Raw genomic sequence first — 1,097 nt, 5'->3', positions numbered from 1 at the left:
CGACGTGCTCCGCGACCAGGGTGTCATTGACGTAGACCGCGGCGGCGTGGGTTGCGGCGTCGAAGCGGAGCATGATCCGCTGCTCCGACCAGCCGCGCGGTACGCGGACCGTGCGCTGGTACCAGACCAGGCCGACATGGTCACGGATCTTCTGGTCGGCGAAGAGGTCGTTGTAGCTGGCCGGGACGGCCGCTTCCAGACGGGTTTCAAGCGTTGACTTCCATGGTTCAGGCTGGAGCTGGTGGTCGAGGGCGAACAGCCAGAGTCCGTCCAGGCCGATGAGTTCGCGGGTGGCGGTTGCCTGGGGTTTCAGCATCGAAGATTCTCCTTGAGGATCAGCGGGCGACGGCGGTGAGCGCGCCGGCGCGGGCGACGGATCCGAGCCAGGCGAGGCTCGGTTTGGGGGTGCGGGCGAAGGTCTCGCGGTCAACGCCGATGAGTCCGAAGGTGGGCTCCCAGTGGCCCCACTCGTAGTTGTCCAGAAGGGTCCAGTGGAGGTAGCCGCGGACGTCGATGCCTTCGCCGATGGTTTCGGAGACGTGGCGGAGTGCTTCGCCGGTGTATGCGATCCGGCGGTCGTCGTCGGCGGTGGCGATGCCGTTCTCGGTAATGAGGATCGGGATCCCGCCGGTGACTGAGGCGGTGTGGCGGATCGCGATGCCGATGGCGTCGGGGCGGTAGGCGGTGCCGACCAGGGTGTTCTCAGGGCTGTCGGGGTGTGGTTCGATGCCTTGTTCGTTGACCCATTGGCTTGAGTATGACTGGACGCCCACGAAGTCGTCGCCGGCTGATCCGTGGAGGTAGAGGTCTTCCCAGACGTATTCGAGTTCCCGCTTCTTTTCCTCGGCTCCGGCGCGTGCGACGAAAGCCCGGTTCGCGATCGTCCAGCCGACCTTGGCGTCCGTGCGGGCGCGGACGATGTCGCGGGCGGCCCGGTGCGCCTCGACGAGGCGGGCGCCGATTTCCGGGTCCGGCGGTGGCAGCTGGGGCCGGGGATCCTGGTCAACGGTGGGGCTCTGCCAGTCCTGCTGGGCGTCGGGGGCGGCCGTCATCATCCGGCGCATGGTGGCCATCATGGCGAGCATGTTCGGCTCGTT

Annotated in this window: 2 protein-coding genes; both read right to left on the bottom strand. The window is 67.4% G+C overall.

Translation table 11 applies throughout. The features are described from left to right. On the bottom strand, nucleotides 1–316 hold a 316-nt coding region (locus AB4Z38_RS25630), incomplete at its 3' end, for a sugar-binding domain-containing protein (protein WP_441432326.1). A gap of 19 nt (nucleotides 317–335) precedes the next feature. Next, on the bottom strand, nucleotides 336–1,097 hold a 762-nt coding region (locus AB4Z38_RS25625; protein ID WP_441432325.1), incomplete at its 5' end, for a family 1 glycosylhydrolase.

It is taken from the genome of Arthrobacter sp. 2RAF6, assembly GCF_052115205.1.
Taxonomy (GTDB): Bacteria; Actinomycetota; Actinomycetes; order Actinomycetales; family Micrococcaceae; genus Arthrobacter.
The sequence above is the reverse complement of the archived record's forward strand: the minus strand, read 5'-3'. Positions and strand labels throughout refer to the sequence as shown.